Source organism: Pseudoalteromonas sp. Isolate3 (assembly GCF_022398505.1).
GTDB lineage: Bacteria > Pseudomonadota > Gammaproteobacteria > Enterobacterales > Alteromonadaceae > Pseudoalteromonas > Pseudoalteromonas apostichopi.
This window is the reverse complement of the sequence record NZ_JAKEVN010000007.1, coordinates 30,741-49,071: the sequence shown is the minus strand read 5'-3', so window position 1 is coordinate 49,071 and position 18,331 is coordinate 30,741. Positions and strand designations below refer to the sequence as shown.

Genomic DNA, 18,331 nt, shown 5'->3' with positions numbered 1-18,331 from the left:
GATATTTTTAAGAGCCACTCATTGAGTGGCTCTTTTATTTAGTTCAGCTGTTATTTCATCATTTAGCGCTTGTTTAGAAATATATTGCATACCGCGCTGCGCCTTTAAAATATAACCTCGCTCAGTTTCAATAATCTCACTAATTTGTTGCCAGCTTAATTGGTAGCTTTTATGTGGGTTTTCGGCCTTCACTCCTTCATCATCAAAGGTGATGGTCACTTCGCTACCTGATGCTCGGCTCATCATTTGTCTTGCGACCCACCATGGGCGCTTGTAATAAAACGATAAACACTCAACGACAGCAAGCATAATCATAAAGCTGCCCAGATAATGGTTCTCTAATTGATAAAAAGCTAATAAGCCTAAGGTTATTAACAATGCCAACAGCGGGTATTTAGGCTTGGCTTGTGATGAATAAGGTAAAGACTCATCAAAGCATTCGTAATAATACGGTTTATCTAGTGTGTAATTTGTACTTAATGTCATTCTCAGACTCACTTATTCGACTGGCAGCAGTTTAACATTGATAGAAAAAAACTGCCGCAGTTGGTTTTCATTTAGTTGTCATTATGAGAGCTTAAGGTATCTGTATTTTTAGGGGTAAGTTGTATGTTTGTTAGTTCAATGTCATTAGCGCTTGCAATGACTTCAAATACTTTTTTAGTTATGGGCGATATGCCATACACCCCGATTGATGAAATTAATCTCGCAAATGACGGAAAAATTACTAAGGCAATCGCTGCAACACCCCATGGCTTTTTAATGCACCTTGGCGATATGAAATCAGGAGCGCTTGCTTGCACGAATAAGCTTTTGCAAACTAATAAGGCGTTATTAACATCGCTGACTACGCAGCCTTTTATTTACACCCCAGGTGATAATGAGTGGACAGATTGCGACCGCGTCACATTAACTCCTCAATTTGATGAGCTCGAACGGCTAAGTTTTGTTAAAGGCTTAATGTTCGACGATGCTTATAGACAAAAAGCAAAACAGTTACAGGGTTATTTAACACAAGCTGAAATGCTAGAGAATGCTCGTTGGCAATTCGATGGCATTGAGTTTCGCACCTTACATATACCGGGTACTTTTAATGGTCGCTCGCAAATTTTAAAAAGTGACAAAAGCGCAGCACTTGATGCAGCCGACAAACGTGATAAGTACAATTTAATTTGGTTAAAACAAGCACTCGTTCAACAAGATGCTAAGGCGTATGTGTTTGGCTTTCAGGCTGATATTTACCACCCGACCAGTAAACCAGTTTGTAGTGAATCACAGCGCTCAAACTGTGATGCTTTTAAAGTATACCGTGATGCCATCAGTGACTTCGCAAAGCACACCAATAAGCCTGTGTTAGTGATGCATGGTGATACAGGTCCATACTGTAAACAACAGTTAGCAAGTAACTTAACACGCTTGAATGTACCTGGTGATTTTGCTGTGAGTGATGTAGCAAAAGTGGGCTTTGTTGATGGGAAGTGGCATATAGCGAGTGTAACAACAAATGAACCCCTCACAACGGGTTGTAAGTGAAACCCAACAAGTTAGCGAGTTTCTAGGGGAAAGAGTAAAGTTACGAGCTTAAGGTAGCTGCGGGTTTACCCCGCGAAGGCGTGAAATTTATTTCGCGCGATTCTCTCAATTTATGCGGCTGTAAGTCGGGCTTTAGCCCGTCACGTATGTGTGATAAAACACGTGTCGCCATAAATGACGACCTATATGACGTAGGGCAAAACGGAGCGAAACCTAACAAATTAGAGTGTTTCTGGGGGAAAGAGTAAAGTTAGCAAGCTCCTTGACACAAGCAGCAGGCAGCCTAGAGTTGCTAACTTGCTAACTTGCTAACTTGCTAACTTGCTAACTTGCTAACTTGCTAACTTGCTAACTTGCATACACAAAAAAAGCGACACTTGGCCGCTTTCTTCATAAAGTGTTGTGATTAGCAGTTAGTTTCTTCTGCGTTAACACCTTCTTTTACTTCTTCACATGCGTCTTCAACAGCATTTTGTGTATCAGTAATTGCTTCATCAATACGCTCACCTGCATCTTCTGCCGAGTTATCTTCACAACCCATGATGAATAGACCTGAAAATAGAGCGATAGTAGCGGCTTTCAAAGTTGAATTTTTCATAACGAAATTCCTTGTAAATAAAATAAATTAAGTGGTTATTTGCTTATAACTACTTAGGGGCGTTACCTCTAAGAGCTCCAGATACCAGTGAAATAACTAGTAGTACTAAAAATATAAAAAAGATAATTTTAGCGATGCCTGCAGCGGCTCCTGCGATACCACCAAAACCTAACACTGCTGCGATTAACGCGATAACTAAAAAAGTAATGGTCCAGCGTAACATAATGGTCTCCTTGGCTATTTAAATTTTCTAAAGTTCGATGTAACTGAAGCGAGTTCTGTGCCAGATATTTTACTTGTTTTATTTCAATGGTTTACCTTTATTTGTGATGCTGGTAGATGTTCATCACTTGGTAACATTTACGAGTAAGCATGTAAGTTATTCATAGTGATATTTTTTCATATTGAGTTGCATGAGGAAAACATCAGATTGTCACAGTATTGGTAAGACCAATTTAACTTTTTATTGGTTGGTAAAGTCTAACACCTTGTTGTGTGTGGTTTTTAGACGCTTGCTGGTTTTTAGTTAATAGCTGAACATATAACTTATGGCTATATCGACTATTTATATCATCTATATCGAGGCTTTGAATGATGGAAATGTAGGGTGTTAATTATATGTGCGGCATGTTATTTTAAAATTAATTGGTTTTACCAATTTACAATGGTGCTATACAAATGATTTTGGTTTGTTATTATTGGTGCATAATTATTTAACAAAAATAACTTTTTATTTTAAGTAAGCGAGGGGAGTCGTATGGATATAGGTGGATTACTCACCACTGCGGCCAGTTTGATGGTAACAGGCATGGTAGGCGTGTTTGTTTTTCTGACTATTCTGATTACAGCAGTCACTTTAATGTCAAAACTAGTGGGTCGATTTGATGATCCAGCAAGTGCAGAACCTACGCGAACAGCAAAAATTCAACCTCAACAGGGTGTGCCTCAGGCACATATTGCAGCAATAAGCGCTGCAATCGCTCAATTTCGAAATAAACAAAAATAACGGGGCAGCTCGAACATGGCTAAATTAAAATTAACCGAATTAGTATTGCGTGACGCACACCAGTCTCTTTTGGCAACGCGTATGCGCTTAGACGACATGCTACCCATAGCCGAAAAACTCGACAATGCGGGTTATTGGTCAATTGAATCATGGGGGGGGGCAACGTTTGACTCGTGTATCCGTTATTTAGGTGAAGATCCTTGGCAACGTATTCGCGAACTAAAGGCTGCAATGCCAAACACTAAGCAGCAAATGTTACTTCGTGGACAAAACCTTTTAGGCTACCGTCATTATGCTGATGATGTGGTCGAAAAGTTTGTCGAGCGAGCACACAAAAATGGGGTTGATGTATTTCGTATTTTCGATGCGATGAACGATGTACGAAACCTTGAAACTGCTATTAAAGCAGCTGTTAAAGTGGGAGCTCACGCTCAAGGTACAATTTCATACACAGTAAGTCCTGTACATACACTTGATATGTGGCTGAAACTCGCAAAACAGCTTGAAGAGCTTGGCTGTCATTCGATTTGTATTAAAGATATGGCAGGTTTATTAAAGCCATATGATTGTGAGCAGTTGATCAAAGGCCTAAAAGAAACCGTGTCTATTCCTATTGCGATGCAATGCCATGCTACTACTGGCTTAAGCACTGCAACTTATCAAAAAGCAATCGATGCAGGTATTGATATGCTTGATACGGCGATTTCGTCAATGAGTATGACTTATGGTCATAGCGCGACGGAGACAATAGTTTCAATTGTCGAAGGCACAGAGCGAGATACTGGCCTTGATTTAAACCAATTAGAAGAAATTGCAGCTTACTTCCGTGATGTACGTAAGAAATATGCTGCTTTTGAAGGTAGCTTAAAAGGCGTTGATGGTCGCATCTTATTAGCACAGGTACCTGGCGGCATGTTAACTAACATGGAAAACCAGCTTAAAGAACAAGGCGCGGCTGATAAGCTTGATCAAGTATTACTTGAGATCCCACGTGTTCGTGAAGACTTAGGTTTTATTCCTTTGGTTACGCCAACCTCGCAAATTGTAGGTACCCAAGCGGTACTTAACGTATTAACTGGCGAGCGTTATAAAACCATTACTAAAGAAACTGCGGGCGTGCTCAAAGGTGAATATGGTGCCACTCCTGCACCTATGAATAAAGAGCTGCAAGAACGAGTGCTAGAAGGCGCAGAGGCAATTACTTGTCGTCCTGCAGATAAATTAGAGCCTGAACTTGAGAAACTTGAAGCTGAGTTATTAAGTGAAGCCAAAGAGCAAGGTTTAGAACTTGCTGATGACGTGATTGATGATGTACTTACATATGCATTATTCCCACAAATAGGCCTTAAATTTATTAAAAACCGCAACAACCCAGATGCGTTTGAAGCAATTCCAACAGGTGAAGTTGCCAAGTCTGAAAGCAAACCTGCTTCTTCAAGCCCTGTAAAAGCGGAGCAATACAGCGTTAAAGTTGATGGTAAAGTTTACGATGTCGTCGTAGCACAAGGTGGTGAGCTTAAAGAAGTAACTTTAAAAGACAGTGAATTAATTCCTCAGTCTGCTTCAGCGTCAGCAGGCGAAACACTCAATGCGCCGTTGGCTGGTAATATTTTCAAAGTGAAAGTGAAACCAGGCCAAACAGTAAATGAAGGTGATGTGGTTATTATCATGGAAGCGATGAAAATGGAAACAGAAGTTCGCGCCGTACACTCAGGTACAATTGCAGAAGTATTAGTAGCTGAGGGTGACTCTGTTGCCACTGGCGATGCGCTAATCGCGCTAGCATAGGAGATGCAGAGGATGGATGGTGTTTTAAACCTCTGGCATGCCACGGGTATTGCTAATTTTACCTTTGCGGCATTGATCATGATTGCGGTTGGTTGCTTGTTACTTTATTTAGCAATTGCACGTAACTTTGAGCCACTGTTGTTATTACCTATTGGCTTTGGGGCTATTTTAACGAATATCCCTGTGGCCGGGTTATCTGAGCCGGGTGGGTTACTTTATTATGTGTACCACATCGGGATTGATTCTGGGGTGTTCCCACTTTTGATCTTCATGGGGGTTGGTGCGCTTACAGACTTTAGTGCCTTGATAGCAAACCCTCGTATGTTGTTGTTAGGTGCGGCTGCACAGTTTGGTATTTTTGCTACTCTATTTGGTGCAATACTACTTAACTTTATTCCTGGCTTTGAATTTACACTACAAGATGCATCTGCGATTGCCATAATTGGTGGTGCAGATGGTCCAACAGCTATTTTCTTAGCATCTAAGTTAGCGCCTGATTTACTTGGTGCAATCGCAGTTGCGGCTTATTCATACATGGCATTGGTGCCAATTATTCAGCCGCCAATTATGCGTGCACTAACAACACAAGAAGAGCGTGAAATTCAAATGCCGCAACTTCGTACTGTATCGAAGAAAGAGAAAATTGTTTTCCCGTTAATGGTGTTGAGTTTAACCATCTTGTTTTTACCAGCTGCAACACCTCTGGTAGGTATGTTTTGCTTGGGTAACTTGATGCGTGAATCGGGCGTGGTTGATCGTTTAAGTAATAGTGCACAAAACGAAATCATCAACATTACCACCATTTTCTTAGGCTTAGCGGTGGGCTCAAAGCTTGCGGCAGATAAGTTCTTAACCGTAGAAACAATAGGTATTTTGGTGTTAGGTGCTTTGGCCTTTGCGATAGGTACAGCTTCAGGTGTGTTTATGGCAAAAGGGCTTAATAAGATCTCTAAATCGCCAATCAACCCATTAGTGGGCGCAGCAGGTGTATCAGCGGTACCAATGGCAGCACGTGTGGTTAATAAGGTTGGTCTTGAGAGCAACCCGCATAACTTCTTGTTAATGCATGCCATGGGGCCAAACGTAGCAGGGGTATTAGGAAGTGCCGTTGCAGCAGGTATTCTGTTAGCTATTGTTGGCTAAGTCGATTTACTTCCAACCGACTGGCGCAGTAATTTTACTGCGCTTTTTTTTGTCTATAGACTAGGTAGTTAAATGATTCTTGTGTAAGGAAGCCATCATGAATATTTTTATTATCTTACTCTGCCTTTTTGTTGCCTTGGTTATTCTAATACCGCTACTTGAAAAGTATCAGTCTAAAATGGGGCTTGATGGCGCAACTAAATATGCAAAGTATATTTGGCCACTAGTGATGATTTCGCTAATTATTCAGCTTATCTATGTATTATTAAGATAATAATTGTATCGGTAATGAGCGTGTTTAATTTAAGGTATGAATAGAGTCGGCAATAAGTTTAGTTTGATAACGCCATAACCGTTTTATCTTGAATTGTCTCAGAAACGAAAAAGCCGCTTCAATTGAAGCGGCTTTATTATGTTTACTTAGCTACTTATTTAACGCTAGTTGTAACTCTCTATTACGCTGTAATTGCGCTAAGAAGTTATCAGCAATTGGTTTAAACTTAGCTAGCTCATCGCGCGGTAAAGGCTCTGATTTAGGTAGTTTGACTGTTTTCGGATTACGGTGCACACCGTTTACTAAGAATTCATAGTGTAAGTGTGGGCCTGTTACGCGGCCTGTCGCACCAACGGTACCAATTTTTTGGCCTTGCTTCACTTTTTGGCCTGTTCTAACCATTTTCTTGTTTAAGTGTAAGTATTTAGTCACATACTGTGTGCCATGGCTAATAAATACGTAGTTACCATTGTACTTACTATAACCAGCTTTAATTACTTTACCATTACCCGATGAAACCACTGGCGTACCTGTACGTGCAGCGTAATCAATACCATTATGTGGTTTTACCGTCTTAGTCACAGGGTGTAAGCGGCGAGGATTAAAGCTCGAGCTAATATACTTAAAGTTAACTGGCGCACGTAAGAAGGCTTTTTTCATGCTACGGCCTTCAGGTGTGTAGAAGTTACCATCTGTATGGCGAATAGCGGTATAACGCTCGCCTTGATTAATAAATTCTGCGGCAATAATTTTACCATCACCAATGTACTCACCATCAACATAGTGAGCTTCGTAAATAAGACCAAATTGGTCACCTTTACGAATGTCATTAGCGAAGTCGACATCCCAACCGAAGATGTCAGCAAAATTCATAATTTGACGCTCGCTTAAACCAGCGGCAATACCAGACGTCCAAAAACTATTAGAGATCTCACCGCCAGCTGATTTACTTAGCGTTTCGATTTCTTTGCTATCAATAGCGGTGTCGTAGTTACCTTCGTCATTTAATGTAACGTATAAGGTATCTGTTTTTGAAATCACATAACGAAGCTGCGCTAGAGAGCCATCTTCGGCCGTTGCAAAGCTTAAGACTTCGCCTGGGTGAATTTTTGTTAACTTACGAGTTTCAGCGTTGGTATTAACTAGTTTGTGTAATGTTTGCGCTGAGAAACCCGCACGTTTGAATATAAGTGCTAAATTATCGCCATTACGTACTTCATGGTCGATAAGCTCGTATTCTGGAAGTTTTGCTGCTGCTTGCTCCGAATTTAGCTCAGTTAGTTTTTCGTTATCATCAACTTTAACTTGTAATTCGTAGCGTTTGCCAATTTCAAGTGCGTTCGCACTGTTGTCCTTTGATGCGGTGGCTTTTTCAGAAGGCAATAATGCCAAGCCGACAATAGCAGAAACCAAACCGAGAATAAGCAGTTTGTGTTTTTTGGGAAGTTTGTGCACTACGTGAACCATATCGTGCCTTTTCTGCTGTCAAGAAATTTAAATACTAATATCGCAGGATATACCTAAAATAGAGCAAATACCAGTGTTTTGTAGATTTAAACTGGCGCTATTTTACGCTAGAATTGGCCTGCGCGTTAAACTTTTTTGGTTGAAATTGCAGCAGATGCCTATGGTTAAACTAAATCTAGATTAGTTAACTAAAGTACCTTCATAAAATTGCAATAACGCGGTATAAAGAACAATCATGCGCGCTGCCTTCAGGGCTGTTTCTTAAACTATTTAAGTTAGGCTTTTTTCTAGTGTCGCTTTTTGGTGCTAACTAGCTAAATTTTAAAGTTTTTAGCTCTATATTTATAACCCTGACAGGCCACCACGCCCCGGTAGCTGAATTTTTGGAGTAATACACAGTGGATTTACAAACCGCTCTAGCTGAGATAAAACGCGGTGCAGAAGAGATATTAATTGAAGACGAATTAGTTGAAAAGCTAAAGTCGGGTAAGAAACTTAAGATCAAAGCGGGTTTCGATCCAACTGCGCCTGATCTGCATTTAGGTCATACAGTTCTTATCAACAAAATGAAAACCTTCCAAGATCTAGGTCATGAAGTAATTTTCTTAATCGGTGATTTCACCGGTATGATTGGCGATCCAACGGGTAAAAACGTAACACGTAAACCGTTAACTCGTGAAGATGTTCTAGCTAACGCTGAAACATATAAAGAGCAAGTATTTAAGATACTTGACCCTGCTAAAACTACTGTTGCGTTCAACTCTACTTGGATGGAGAACCTCGGTGCTGCAGGTATGATTAAATTGGCTGCGCGTCAAACAGTAGCACGTATGCTAGAACGTGATGACTTTAAAAAGCGTTATGCCGGCGGTCAATCAATTGCTATCCACGAATTTTTATATCCACTGGTACAAGGTTGGGATTCTGTTGCATTAGAAGCTGATGTAGAGCTTGGCGGTACAGACCAACGCTTTAACCTATTAATGGGTCGTGAATTACAAAAAGATGAAGGTCAGAAGCCACAAACAGTATTAATGATGCCACTGCTTGAAGGTACTGATGGCGTTCAAAAAATGTCTAAGTCATTAGGTAACTACATTGGTATTACTGATGAGCCTAACGATATGTTTGGTAAAGTCATGTCTATTAGCGATGAGCTAATGTGGCGTTACTATGACTTATTAAGTGCCTTATCAATCGAAGAAATTGCTGCACTTAAACAGCGTGTTGCTGATGGTGCGAACCCACGCGACATCAAGATTGAGCTAGCGAAAGAAATGATTGCTCGCTTCCACAGTGAAGAAGCAGCTGAAGGCGCTCATCAAGATTTTATCAAGCGTTTCCAAAAGAATGCATTACCAGATGAGATCCCTGAAGTAACAGTAACGATTGCTGAAGACACTGTGTTCATCACTAATTTATTAAAAGAAGCTAACCTTGTAGCAAGTACATCAGAAGCAATGCGTATGATTAAGCAAGGCGCTGTAAAGATTAATGGTGAAGAAAAAGTAACGGATACTAAGCTTGAAGTTGCTAAAGGTACAACACAGATTTACCAAGTAGGTAAGCGTAAGTTTGCTAAAATCACCTTAGCTTAATTAAATAAGCTACAGAATAAAAAAACCAGCTGCGGCTGGTTTTTTTGTGCTTATATTTTGATTAGTTTGTGAATAGGCTAATTACTTCAATCCCGACTATAAGCAGTAACCAAAATGCTTTCGCTTGATTTAAACGATTGACTAATGCGGGAATATCATCAGCATTTGGTAGGCGATCGGTACCAACACGCATTTTATTAAAGCGCTCACCTTGGTATAGGGCAGGGCCACCTAACTGCACTTGCAAAGCAGCCGATGTAACACTCAACAGCCACCCTGTATTGGTTTGATAAAAGTGTCTGCCATAGTGTTTTATATAATGAATACATTGCTTGCTGGCATTGGTTGCTGCAATCGTTAATGCTACTAATCGAGTGGGTAGCCACTCCAATACAAACAGGAGCTTAGCAATGGGAGCCAAAAACGGGTTGTCGGGTTTGCGGTTTTTTCGCCATGCTTGATGAATTAATGTGAGTAAGCGATAAACCAAAGCAAGGATAGCGCCGCCAAGTATATAAAAGAAAATAACGGCAAAATAATGCCGTGCACTTTGTAGCACCAGTGACTCCATCGTTGCTTTGCAAATTCCAGGATCCGATAAACGTGATACATCACGGGCAACGAGGCTAGCTAGTAGCTCTCTAGCTGTCGCTTTTTGATTGAGCTTGAGTAATCTGGCAATACGTAAAGATTTCTTCTCTTGAGCGCGGCTACTGAGTAACAAATATAGAATTAAGCCATTTAATAACTCAGGGTAAAAAGCAAACTCTAAAAACAGCACGATCAATGTCACTATCACTAAAATAGTGAGTGTAAAAGCCAAAGTTGAGGCTAAATACTGATAGCTTTTGGGGTTCGTTGGGTTGTATAAACGCTCGCCGAGTGCAGAGAAAATAACGGTTAAAAAGGTGTTTGGATGATACCAACTAACCAAAGGAAAGAAGCGCTCAGCTAAGAGCGCTACAAAAAATACAATAATGTCCAAATGGTTTTGAACAATATTTGTAATCACCTTATAAACTCACCGACGTCAGTTTTTCAAGTAGAGCAACCACCATTTTAGAAGAGTTGATAGATGCAGTTTCGATATACTCTTCAAATGATTGCGGCGATTCTTTACCAGCAATGTCAGACATTGAACGAATCACAACAAATGGTGTTTCTAATACGTGGCAAGCTTGAGCAATTGCCGCACCTTCCATTTCTACAGCAAGCATCGTTGGGAATTCAGCGCGTGTTTTTTCAATTCGTACTGGGTCACACATAAATGAATCACCGGTACAAATTAGGCCAATCATGGTTTTAACATCGCTGATTTGGTTTACGCTTTGCTCTGCCGCTTCAATCAGTTTAGGGTGAGCAGCAAAGCTTGCTGGCATTTGTGGTACTTGGCCAATTTCGTAACCAAATGCAGTAACGTCTACATCGTGATGGCGCACTTCTGAAGAGATAACCACATCGCCTACATTTAGTGACGGTTCAAAACCACCTGCAGAACCTGTGTTGATCACACAATCTGGGCTGAAGTTATCGATTAGTAGTGTTGTTGCTACTGCAGAAGCTACTTTACCAATGCCAGATTGAACTAAAGTAACAGTGTTACCCGCTAATTCACCGGTGTAAAATGTAAAACCAGCTTTAGTCATGATGCTTGGGTTTGCCATCGCTTCGCGTAAGATTTTTACTTCTGGCTCCATCGCGCCAATAATACCAACGTGCATAATATTTGATTCCTTAGATTGAATAGAATGATTATACCTAAAAACAGCTAAAACAAACAAAAAAGCAGACTTTAAAGTCTGCTTTTGCCAATATTATGACAGGCTAGATTTCAGCGAGCGCCGTTGAGTGTGCTTTTGCTTGTGATGGTGACAACACGGCTGGTTTAGTTACGCGGTTACGTGCGGGTCTAACTGGTGCTGCTGCAGGTTTACCAAGCTTAAACATGATTGCATCACGTACTTCTCTTGGTTGATAACCTGATTTTACCTTCATACGAATATGTGGAATGCCTGCAGCTTCTAATGCGCCGCTAACAAACCAATCTCGTTGAGCTTTGTGGCCGTCGCGGTTGGTGTTATTTACCAAATCAACAGCGGCAACAATAGTTAGTTTATCTTTGTCGATAAGTACATAATCTAACTGTTTGTTTTTGGCTTTAGCCATCGCTGCGCGTTTAGCTTTTACCGATAAACCTTGTTTACAGTCGATTAAATCAATCAGTTTAACGCGGCTTACGATTTTATATTGATCGCCTACAGCACGTTCAAGAAGATGTAAAAAAGCACTCTCAACTTGCGTAAAAACAGTTTGCTTACGAGTGAAAGGATAGGGGTTTCCGCCTTCATCGGTAAACTTCGACGCAACAACAGAGGCTACTACGACTAAAACTAAAATTGATAATAAAGCGAATTCCATACGGTAACTCCACAACAACAAATTGACACTGAAAATTAAAAGCAATTAGCGTGCCTAAGTGTGTGGAGGTACTCGAAATTTTTAAGCTGTGTATCCGCCTGCAATCCCTTTAACTGCGATTGCTACTGCGTCATGGGCATGAAGTGATTCGTAGTGATTGATTTGCAACCAATAATCTGCGTAGTTATGCTGTTCAAGTAAGCCTTTAATTTTACGTGCAGCATCTTCGCAGAACATTAAGTTTTGACCATTTAAGCGGGCAAATTCTTGCTCATCTTCACGTTTAACTGCCGCTTGCACAGGTGTTTTTAGCTCAGCTTCTAACGCATCAATTAAGCCAACCACATCAAAACTGTCAACGTTACTATCGAGTTTTACTTTCACGTTTGCAATTGAACGCTGTGAGTGTGGTGTAGCAACAATTCCGTCAGTTGTGCCTAGCCATTCTAAAACAGTTTGCTTATCAACATTTTGCTCTGCAAACTTTTCGCTAAACGCATTTTGAATTAATTGACGAGCAAGGGCTGCTGAACATGGGCATGTTGACGAGTAAGTTACATCAACCATTAACTCAAAGCTTAAAACACCTTGGTTGATCTTCGCGATTAGGTGAATAGGGTAGTTTTTCCAACCCACTTTGCCACTTAATAAAGATTTACGACGTAAAGGCAGCTCAAATTTAAATTCGATTTGTGCTTGGTCACTTAAATCATCATGACTACTAATAAAGGCATCAAGTGCTTGGGCAAGTGTTTGTGGATTAACTTGCTGCTCGGTTGATAAAGTGTCTAACGCTAAAAATAAACGCGACATGTGAATGCCTTTCGCGTCTTCTTTATGCAAGTTTACAAAAGCTCGTGCCTTGGCAATTACATTTACAGGGGCAATATTGCGAGTTTCAAAAATGAAAGGAAGTTCAATTTCGCCCATGCCAACCCAGTCTAATTTACCTGTTTGTAGGGCGGGAGCCGTATCAGCAATATCTGGCATCGTGGTTTGCATGGTAATACTCATTCTTTGCAATTATTAAAGCGCGGTATTTTACATGAAAAAATATAAAAAAGCGGCGTTGATGAAAAAATTCTATGTTTATCGCACAATATGAATATTTCTAAAGGAATAGTGATAAAATCAGCTATGCTGTTTTTTTTCGATTATGTGCCTAAGCTTTAATATATGATTGATTCTTCTTTGAGTCCGTGGGCTCGCACACTCTCAAGCTTTATTTCTAAATACGGTGAGTTTAAAACTGCCGCCGCATGTTATGCCTTATTATTGGTCATGTCGCTGATCTTATCGTGCATGTTTTATTATGTAGCAGTCGGTACGGTGACTTTAGTTGATGTTTTGGCGGTGATGTTCTTCACTGCGGTGGTATCGCCGATTTTAATTACTGTGCTGCTTAACTCAATTCGTCAGTTAGAAGCCTCTTACAGCTATCTAGATAGCGCAACCAAACAAGAAAAACTACTCAACCAAACGCTAAAAGACAATATCAGTCGCTTAAATGAAGAGATTGATGAGCGTAAAATGGCGTTTCATGCCAAACACAGAGCAATTGAAGAACTCAGGCGTGAAATTGCCGAGCGTAAGAAAACCCAACAAGAGCTTGCACAACAAGGTATGTTATTGCGCTCTATTGTCGACTCGTCTCCCGATTTGTTTTATTACCGCGACAACAACGGCGTATTTGCTGGCTGTAATAAAATGTTCGAACAAGTGATAGGGAAAAGCAGCGATGAGTTAATAGGTAAAAGTGTTGAAGAAATCTACCCAAGTGATTATTTACCTGAGGTACTGCGCACCGACAAAAAGGTATCACAAACTCACCAAGCTCTCACTCTTGATGTTGAATATCCAGTAGGGGGTGAAAAGCGTTGGTTTGAAATGCGTAAGTTACCCTTTATTAATGAAAAAGGTGAGTACATTGGTTTACTTGCTTTTGGACGTGATATCACCAGTCGTAAAGAAGCAGCACAAGCACTTGAAGCAGCCTATAAAGATAAAGGTAAGTTCATTGCGACTTTAAGTCATGAGTTAAGAACGCCGCTTAACGGTATTGTGGGTTTAACCCGCATGCTACTTGATACTGAACTAGATAAACAGCAACGTAGCTGGTGTAACACGGTATTTTCGAGTGCCGAAACCCTTGGTAATATTTTTAACGATATTATTGATTTAGATAAAATTGACCGTGAGCAGCTCGATATTGTTGCCGACTCAGTCAACGTGGCCGACTTTATTAATGATGTAGTGAACTTTGCCGGTCTGATTGCTGAACAAAAAGGGCTAGAGTTCAATATTAAGCGCAAAGGTACGCTGGATGTTTACGCATCGCTCGACCCAACTCGTTTACGCCAAGTTGTTTGGAACCTTATCAACAATGCGGTTAAGTTTACTCAACAAGGCCATGTTGAACTTGAATGTCGTCGTGAGAATCGTGCCGATGGTCCGTGGTTAGTTATGCGAGTCAGTGATACAGGGCAGGGTATTCCGCAAGAGCAACTACACCGTATTTTTGACATGTACTATAAAGCACCTGATATCAATGGTACTAATGCCATTGGCTCTGGTATCGGCCTTGCGGTAACGAAAGCACTCGTTAGCGCGATGAAAGGTGAAATTAATGTCAGCAGTACAGAAGGTGAGGGCAGTGTTTTTGTAGTCGAAATACCGCTTCAGTTATGTATTGCGCCTACAGAGCAAAGTTATGCAGTTCGTAGCTTAAACATTCTTTTAGTGGAAGATGTGCCGTTAAATGCTGAAATAGCTACTAACTTACTTGAGCAGCGAGGGCACGAAGTTATTTGGGCTGAAACTGGTGAAGATGCGCTGTCGTTTGTCTATACAGAAGATGACTTAGATCTAGTTCTGCTTGATATGCAATTACCTGATATCAATGGTGATGAAGTAGCTCGTCAAATTCGTGACGATGAACACTTTGATAAGCTGCCAATCGTCGCCTTGACTGCCAACGTACGTAGCGCCGAAGAAGAGCTTGCTGGCATCAATATTCAAGGAGCACTTGCCAAGCCTATCAACACCACTAAACTCGATAAAATGCTCGGCGAGCTATTTGATATCAAACAGCAAAAAAACTGTCAGCCTGAGCCAATCAAAGCTGTGACTGAAAAAGATTTATCAGGTATTCGCATTGAGTTACTCGACATAGAAACCATCGAAGACTTTGTAGGCTCTATGGGGCTGGTTATATTTAATCGTAGCTGTGAGTTATTTAATAAGTTAAACCCTCAGTACCAAACTGAGCTGGCAGATGCCTTAGCGGCAGATGATAGAGAAGAGTACAAATCGGTGGCACACAAATTAAAAGGTGCGGCTGGTTCTGTAGGCTTAAACGATGTGCAGTTACACGCTAAGAAGATGGAACACGGCGCGCTTGATGAAAGTAGTGAAGAGTTACAACTGTGGCTTGATGAACTAGCAGTTAAAATAAATGAAGGGCGTGAAGCCCTCCAATTATTCTTGCAACAGTTAGAAGATTAATTCTAATTAGCTGTCGATTTTACCAATGAAGCGGTAGCCTTCACCATGGATGGTGCTGATTAGCTCAGATGTGCTGTTATCGCTTTCAAAGTGTTTTCTGATACGACGAATCGTTACGTCTACAGTACGGTCATTAGCGCGAAGCTCACGACCAGTCATGTGCTTGATTAATTGCTCACGGCTGAAAATACGGCCCGGTGAGTCAAGCATTAAGCGTAGCGCGCGGTATTCACCTTTAGGTAAACGCTTCGCATCGCCACTTGGTGATGTTAAACAACGGCTGTTTTCATCAAGTTCCCAACCGTTAAATGTGATAACACCATTTGTTTCGATATTCGCTTCTTCGCCACCTAGTGCTGTGCGCGAAATAAGGTTACGAGCACGAATAGTTAATTCGCGAGGGTTGAAAGGTTTAGTGATGTAATCATCAGCACCAATTTCAAGACCTAAAATGCGATCAACGTCGTTGTCACGACCTGTTAAGAAAATTAAACCAACGTTACGTTTTTGACGTAATTCACGCGCTAAGATTAGCCCGTTTTTACCTGGTAGGTTGATGTCCATAACTACAAGGTTCACATCATCATTATTTGTAAGCTTGTCATGCATATCATCGCCATCAATGGCTTCAATAACTTTGTAACCTTCAGCTTCAAATAAACTAACGAGGTTTAGTCGAGTTACGTCTTCATCCTCTACGATCAGAATGACTGGCGTTTGCATTGTATATTAACCTTTTCGGAAATTTTATTTACAAAAATTCGGTATTATCAAGCAAAACCGAATACTAGAGATTATAGGATTAGATCCAATTGTTAACAAGTAAAATCAATTTGGATAAAACTTAGCCATAGCTAACAATCGAGATTGCACTTTAAAGTTATGCTGCAATACGTGCTGCTTATTGATATACAGTCGGATTTTATTTCCTTCTTGAACCAGAGAGGCTATACCGCCATTTTCTAAAAAGCTGATACTTTCACCTATCGTTAAAGTATCCAATGAAATTGTATCGGTCCAAAGTGGAAGTATATCATTTTCTAATGTTTCATCAATGTATGTGATATCACAAACTTGAGAAAGTTCAGAAATTTGCTGGGTTTTTTTCACTAATATAACTTTGATTGGCTTTTTGTTAATTTGCAGTTCATTTCTATCTTTAAGAAACGCACCAGGGCCTTTATCTAAGTCATAAAAACAGAATGAAATAGGTGGAGGATCCATTTGCTCATTAAACTTAGTGAACTTGGCAATTTGATACAAAAATGCCGATTTTACCTGGTCAGGTGATTTTGCAGATACCGGGCACACAACAAGCAAAGTTAATAAGATACAACTCACTAATCTCATTACGCTGCACCTTCTTGCAACGGCAGGGTAATTATAAAGTGTGTACCTTCTTGGACTAGTTCATCGTATACGATGCTACCACCGAGTGCTTGAGTCACTAGGTTATACACCAAGTGCATGCCTAAACCACTACCACCTTCACCACGTTTAGTCGTCACAAATGGGTCAAAAATACGTTTTCGAATCGATTTTTCTACACCATGGCCATTATCAAAGTAATGAATGCTCAAGCTACTTTCGTTGCGCTCAACGTTAAAGGTGATTTCGTTATTTTGATCGTCACTAAATGCATGTATCACCGAGTTACTTAACAGCTGTTGTAGCACTTGTTGTAACGGTCCAGATTTGGTTTCAATACTAACATCATTGTTGCAGTTAATCGTGATTTTTGGATTACGGTATTGAATTTCAGAGCGCATCGACATCACTACATCGCTCAATAAATTATTTAAGTTTATTTTGGTGGTGACTTCGACATCTTGATTAACGGCAACTTTCTTAAAGCTAGAAACTAGTTCAGCAGCGCGATTTAGGTTGCGATAGATGAGGTCTAAGTTTTCAATGCCGTCATTAATAAAGCGTTTTAAGTGTGCTGAAGTTAGAGTTTTTTGTTCAAATAGGGCATTAATTTCAGCGAGTTTATCACGGAGTAGAGTAGAGCCTGTAATACCCAAGCCAATAGGTGTATTTACCTCATGGGCAACGCCAGCAACCATTTGGCCTAGTGACGCCATTTTTTCGTTTTCGACGATTTGGTTTTGGTATTGATGCATTCGCTCAAGGGTGTTGAGTAGCTCTTGGTTAGCCTCACGTAATGCGATTGTGCGCTGGTTTACTTTTTCTTCAAGGCTTTGGTTTAGTTGTTTAATCTCTTGTTTGTCTTTTTCGTGGCGCTCAATTTGCTTTTTAGTGCGCGCGAGCATGATGTTTAAGCTGCCAGCAAGTTGATTTATTTCATCAATATTGGTTTTTTTCGCACGAGTTTCATAGTTATGATTTTTCGATACATCTTGCAGCAGGTTACTCAGCTCATCAATAGGGTTTGCAATGCGTTTTTGAATACGTCGAGCAACAAAGTACACCAGAACTAGAACAAATAAGGTGAGCAAAATATCGATGATAATCTTACGATTAATGTACTGGTTTAGCCTATCTAAGCCGCCACGAACGTACACGTAACCAATGGTGTCGCCTTCGTATACGATAGGTGTTATTAGCTCTATATCTTCATCTTTAAAACGCGGTTCTAATAAATTATCGATGCTACCGACTTTAATGGGTACAGGTGGTGTTCGGTTGGCATTAAAACTACTAAAAAACACTGGTTCGTTTGATAATTCATCGATTGAGTAGATGTGGATGTTTTTAATGAGCGGTACAGACTCAAATGATTTTAAGCGCTCAGATTCTGTTTCGTTATCATCAAACAATACGGTGATTTGTGCATTGTAGGCGATTATTTTCGATAGAATAGAGATTTTATCGACAATCAGTGCTTTTTGCTCTTTGACATCTAAGTAAGTCGAAATAGAAATAGACAAAGACAAACATAACGCAGTAACTAGCATTACCGCATTGGTCAACGCTTTACGAATACTTGTTTGTGTCGAAAATGTCGGCATGCGCTTTTGAAGGCCTGAATTTTTGTTATT

Annotated in this window: 18 protein-coding genes; 7 read left to right on the top strand and 11 right to left on the bottom strand. The window is 40.4% G+C overall.

The window, feature by feature from the left end:
- Nucleotides 1-18: 18 nt before the first annotated feature.
- Nucleotides 19-486 (bottom strand): YcxB family protein, encoded by a 468-nt coding sequence (locus L1D46_RS03055; RefSeq protein ID WP_130050822.1) that lies wholly within the window; start codon nt 484-486, stop codon nt 19-21.
- A gap of 123 nt (nt 487-609) precedes the next feature.
- On the opposite strand from L1D46_RS03055, the gene L1D46_RS03050 reads away from it, so the two are divergent.
- Complete coding sequence (locus L1D46_RS03050; RefSeq protein ID WP_239976764.1) at nt 610-1,533, top strand: hypothetical protein; 924 nt, start codon at nt 610-612, stop codon at nt 1,531-1,533.
- A 406-nt stretch (nt 1,534-1,939) separates the two neighbouring features.
- Here the strand turns inward: L1D46_RS03050 and L1D46_RS03045 are convergent, their stop codons facing one another.
- Both L1D46_RS03045 and L1D46_RS03040 read right to left on the bottom strand, forming a co-directional pair.
- On the bottom strand, nt 1,940-2,131 hold the full coding sequence (locus L1D46_RS03045) for a hypothetical protein (RefSeq protein WP_054551284.1): 192 nt from the start codon (nt 2,129-2,131) through the stop codon (nt 1,940-1,942).
- 49 nt (nt 2,132-2,180) lie between these two features.
- Entirely contained in the window at nt 2,181-2,354 is a 174-nt protein-coding gene (locus L1D46_RS03040; protein ID WP_130050825.1) for a DUF1328 family protein, read from the bottom strand.
- Between the two features lie 534 nt (nt 2,355-2,888).
- Between L1D46_RS03040 and L1D46_RS03035 the strand changes: the two genes are divergently transcribed.
- The 4 genes from L1D46_RS03035 to L1D46_RS03020 all read left to right on the top strand — a co-directional run bounded on the left by L1D46_RS03035 (nt 2,889) and on the right by L1D46_RS03020 (nt 6,342).
- Nucleotides 2,889-3,137 (top strand): OadG family transporter subunit, encoded by a 249-nt coding sequence (locus L1D46_RS03035; protein WP_130050826.1) that lies wholly within the window; start codon nt 2,889-2,891, stop codon nt 3,135-3,137.
- Nucleotides 3,138-3,152: 15 nt separating this feature from the next.
- Nucleotides 3,153-4,925, top strand: a complete 1,773-nt coding sequence (gene oadA / locus L1D46_RS03030) for a sodium-extruding oxaloacetate decarboxylase subunit alpha (protein ID WP_130050827.1) — start codon at nt 3,153-3,155, stop codon at nt 4,923-4,925.
- 12 nt (nt 4,926-4,937) lie between these two features.
- Entirely contained in the window at nt 4,938-6,068 is a 1,131-nt protein-coding gene (locus L1D46_RS03025) for a sodium ion-translocating decarboxylase subunit beta (protein ID WP_130050828.1), read from the top strand.
- Between the two features lie 97 nt (nt 6,069-6,165).
- Nucleotides 6,166-6,342 (top strand): hypothetical protein, encoded by a 177-nt coding sequence (locus L1D46_RS03020; RefSeq protein ID WP_165385086.1) that lies wholly within the window; start codon nt 6,166-6,168, stop codon nt 6,340-6,342.
- A 150-nt stretch (nt 6,343-6,492) separates the two neighbouring features.
- Here the strand turns inward: L1D46_RS03020 and L1D46_RS03015 are convergent, their stop codons facing one another.
- Nucleotides 6,493-7,809, bottom strand: a complete 1,317-nt coding sequence (locus tag L1D46_RS03015) for a peptidoglycan DD-metalloendopeptidase family protein (protein WP_239976763.1) — start codon at nt 7,807-7,809, stop codon at nt 6,493-6,495.
- Nucleotides 7,810-8,207: 398 nt separating this feature from the next.
- Between L1D46_RS03015 and tyrS the strand changes: the two genes are divergently transcribed.
- A complete protein-coding gene (tyrS, locus tag L1D46_RS03010) occupies nt 8,208-9,407 on the top strand; it encodes a tyrosine--tRNA ligase (protein ID WP_130050830.1) in 1,200 nt (399 codons plus the stop codon).
- A 61-nt stretch (nt 9,408-9,468) separates the two neighbouring features.
- On the opposite strand, the gene ampE is transcribed toward tyrS, so the two are convergent.
- The 4 genes from ampE to folE2 all read right to left on the bottom strand — a co-directional run bounded on the left by ampE (nt 9,469) and on the right by folE2 (nt 12,827).
- Complete coding sequence (gene ampE, locus L1D46_RS03005) at nt 9,469-10,419, bottom strand: regulatory signaling modulator protein AmpE (RefSeq protein ID WP_130050831.1); 951 nt, start codon at nt 10,417-10,419, stop codon at nt 9,469-9,471.
- A gap of 1 nt (nt 10,420) precedes the next feature.
- Complete coding sequence (gene mtnN, locus L1D46_RS03000) at nt 10,421-11,128, bottom strand: 5'-methylthioadenosine/S-adenosylhomocysteine nucleosidase (RefSeq protein WP_239976762.1); 708 nt, start codon at nt 11,126-11,128, stop codon at nt 10,421-10,423.
- 103 nt (nt 11,129-11,231) lie between these two features.
- Nucleotides 11,232-11,825 carry a DUF2726 domain-containing protein gene (locus L1D46_RS02995; protein ID WP_130050833.1) on the bottom strand — a complete coding sequence of 198 codons (594 nt, stop codon included), beginning with the start codon at nt 11,823-11,825 and terminating at the stop codon, nt 11,232-11,234.
- Between the two features lie 81 nt (nt 11,826-11,906).
- A complete protein-coding gene (folE2, locus tag L1D46_RS02990) occupies nt 11,907-12,827 on the bottom strand; it encodes a GTP cyclohydrolase FolE2 (protein WP_130050834.1) in 921 nt (306 codons plus the stop codon).
- Nucleotides 12,828-13,001: 174 nt separating this feature from the next.
- On the opposite strand from folE2, the gene arcB reads away from it, so the two are divergent.
- Entirely contained in the window at nt 13,002-15,329 is a 2,328-nt protein-coding gene (arcB, locus tag L1D46_RS02985) for an aerobic respiration two-component sensor histidine kinase ArcB (protein ID WP_130050835.1), read from the top strand.
- 6 nt (nt 15,330-15,335) lie between these two features.
- Here arcB and arcA read toward each other — a convergent pair whose 3' ends face one another.
- The 3 genes from arcA to L1D46_RS02970 form a co-directional block, all read right to left on the bottom strand.
- Nucleotides 15,336-16,052, bottom strand: a complete 717-nt coding sequence (gene arcA, locus L1D46_RS02980; RefSeq protein WP_054551295.1) for a two-component system response regulator ArcA — start codon at nt 16,050-16,052, stop codon at nt 15,336-15,338.
- 105 nt (nt 16,053-16,157) lie between these two features.
- Nucleotides 16,158-16,679, bottom strand: a complete 522-nt coding sequence (locus L1D46_RS02975; RefSeq protein WP_130050836.1) for a YfiR family protein — start codon at nt 16,677-16,679, stop codon at nt 16,158-16,160.
- Entirely contained in the window at nt 16,679-18,301 is a 1,623-nt protein-coding gene (locus L1D46_RS02970; RefSeq protein WP_130050837.1) for an ATP-binding protein, read from the bottom strand. Before L1D46_RS02970 ends, L1D46_RS02975 begins: the two co-directional genes overlap by 1 nt.
- Between the last annotated feature and the right edge of the window lie 30 nt (nt 18,302-18,331).